The sequence below is a fragment of the Acidimicrobiales bacterium genome (assembly GCA_035316325.1).
Taxonomy (GTDB): domain Bacteria; phylum Actinomycetota; class Acidimicrobiia; order Acidimicrobiales; family VFJN01; genus DASXTK01.
Genome location: DATHJB010000221.1, coordinates 1 through 2,056, shown reverse-complemented (window position 1 = coordinate 2,056; position 2,056 = coordinate 1). Strand labels below are relative to the sequence as shown.

At 68.5% G+C, this 2,056-nt stretch carries 3 protein-coding genes and 1 other annotated feature; of the genes, 1 reads left to right on the top strand and 2 read right to left on the bottom strand.

Annotated elements, in window-relative coordinates; translation table 11 throughout:
* A protein-coding gene (locus VK611_29060) for an IS3 family transposase (protein HMG45418.1) occupies positions 1-1,197 on the bottom strand; the annotation gives its coding sequence in 2 pieces (ribosomal slippage) (positions 1-909 and positions 909-1,197; 1,198 coding nt annotated over the 2 pieces). This gene is flagged as partial in the annotation.
* Positions 797-910, bottom strand: a sequence feature (AL1L pseudoknot). It overlaps the preceding gene by 114 nt.
* An 83-nt stretch (positions 1,198-1,280) precedes the next feature.
* Between VK611_29060 and VK611_29055 the strand changes: the two genes are divergently transcribed.
* Positions 1,281-1,445: a hypothetical protein gene (locus VK611_29055; GenBank protein HMG45417.1), complete on the top strand. Its 165-nt coding sequence runs from the start codon at positions 1,281-1,283 to the stop codon at positions 1,443-1,445.
* A 377-nt stretch (positions 1,446-1,822) separates the two neighbouring features.
* On the opposite strand, the gene VK611_29050 is transcribed toward VK611_29055, so the two are convergent.
* The coding region (locus VK611_29050; protein ID HMG45416.1) for a helix-turn-helix domain-containing protein at positions 1,823-2,056 on the bottom strand (234 nt) is incomplete at its 5' end.

The following is a 2,056-nucleotide window of genomic DNA, read 5'->3' as shown; positions in this document are numbered from 1 at the left end:
GTTGGGCAGCGTAGAACGCTGCTTCGAACTCGGTTGGTGGCACGTCGTCGAGGTAGCCGTGCAGCCGTTCGGTGTTGTGCCAGTGGACCCATCCGAGGGTGGCCAGCTCGACGTCTTCGACCGTGCGCCACGGCCCTTTGTCGGGCCCGCGGATCAGCTCGGTCTTGTAGAGCCCGTTGACGCTCTCGGCCAGGGCGTTATCGAACGAGTCGCCGACCGATCCGATCGACGGGACCGCGTCGATCTCCGCGAGGCGTTCGCCGTAGCGCACGCTGGTGAACTGGCTGCCGGCATCGGAGTGGGTGACCAAGCCTTCGAGGCGGGTGCCTCGAGCCCAGCGGGCCATCTCCAGCGCGTCGAGGACCATCTCGGTGCGCATGTGGCCGGCCACACGCCAGCCGACGATCATTCGGCTGTAGGCGTCGACGATGAAGCACACGTACGCCACCCCGGCCCAAGTCGCCACGAAGGTGAGGTCGGTCACCCACAAGCGGTTGGGCCGCTCTGCGGTGAAGTCCCGGCACACCAGGTCCGGGTGGCGCGCCGCGGTGTTGTCGGAGCGGGTGGTGCGCACCCGCCGGCTGCGTTTCACGCCGGCGATCCCTGCGGCCCGCATCAGTCGAGCGACCTGGTCCCGGCCGATGTCGTGACCGGTCCGCCGGGCGGCCTTCCAGAGCTTGTGAGCGCCGTAGACCCGGTAGTTCGCCTCCCACAGAGCGACCAGGAACGGAATCATCACCGAGTCCTGCAGCGCCCGGGCCGAGACCGGCCGGGACTTGGCGGCGTAGTACGTGCTCGGAGCCACCTGCAGCACCTCGCAGATGGGCTCGACTCCGAACTCGGCGCGGTGGGTGTCGATGAACTCGACGATCACCGCTGTGGGCGGTCGAGCTCCGCCGCGAAGAAAGCCGAGGCGGACTTGAGGATCGCGTTCGCTCGGCGAAGCTCCCGGTTCTCCTGTTCCAGCTCCTTGATCCGCGTCGCCTCCGCCGTCGTCACCCCAGGCCGCTCGCCATCATCGACCTCGGCCTGCTTGACCCACGTGCGCAGCGACTCGACCCCACAACCCAACTGGCTCGCGACCCGCTGGATCGTGCCGTGCGTCGAACCCAACTCCTCGCGCAGCTGACGGACCAACCGCACCGCCCGCTCCTTCTCGGCCGGCGAGTACCGACGCGTAGTCGGCTTCCCAGGCATCCGCTCAGATCCCATGACTCCATCCTCGTTTCCAAGGTCAGGAGCCTCCAACCAACCCAGGGCGATTCAGGTGGCAGCCCGAGGTGGTCAAGGAGGCGGTTGGCGAGAGCGTCTTGGACCTCGAGGACACCGAGAAGGAGCGCTGCGGGGGCTACCAGTGGCGTCTGGTGTTGGGTGGCGTGGTTGACGGCGTGTTCCACGGCTTGCTTGAGGCGGGGCGCGATGCTGCGATGGCCGGCGAGCAGTGACACGCACCCCCGGGTCGGTCGACGCCAGGGTTGCCAGGGCTGAGGCACCGTTCGCTGGGCGAGCCGGTCGACGGCCTCGGGGCCGAAGGTCTCTCGCACGGCGGCTCGGACGCGGTCAAGGTCTATGCCCAGGTTGGCGAGCAGCGTCGCGTTCGGCGACTCGGGTTGGGGGTCGATGATTGCGCTCAGCGCGTCCCGGACCTGGACGGCATCGGGCAGCAGCCCGGCTACCGGCGCTGGGAGAAGGTCGCGATGGAGGGTGAGTGCGACCAGGACGTGTTCGGTCCCAATCCAGTTGTGACCCAGCCGCTCAGCCTCGGCCACGGCCGCCTCCATCACCGTGCGGGTGTCGTCGTCGCAGTGGTCGAGCACCCCGGTCACCTCCCGCGGCGTCCTCGCCGAACATGGTGTTTCTTGTGGACCGATTGGCGGGTCACTCCCAGGGCCTCGGCGATGGCCTGCCAGGACCAGCCTTGTGCTCGGGCGTTGTCCACGTGGAGCTCCTCCAGCTCCTCGACGAGCTGGCGCAAAGCGGCCACCGCACCCAGGCCAAGAGCCGGGTCACGGCTGCCCACCGCCGCGTCGAGCTTGACCAGATCCTCCACGGTGTC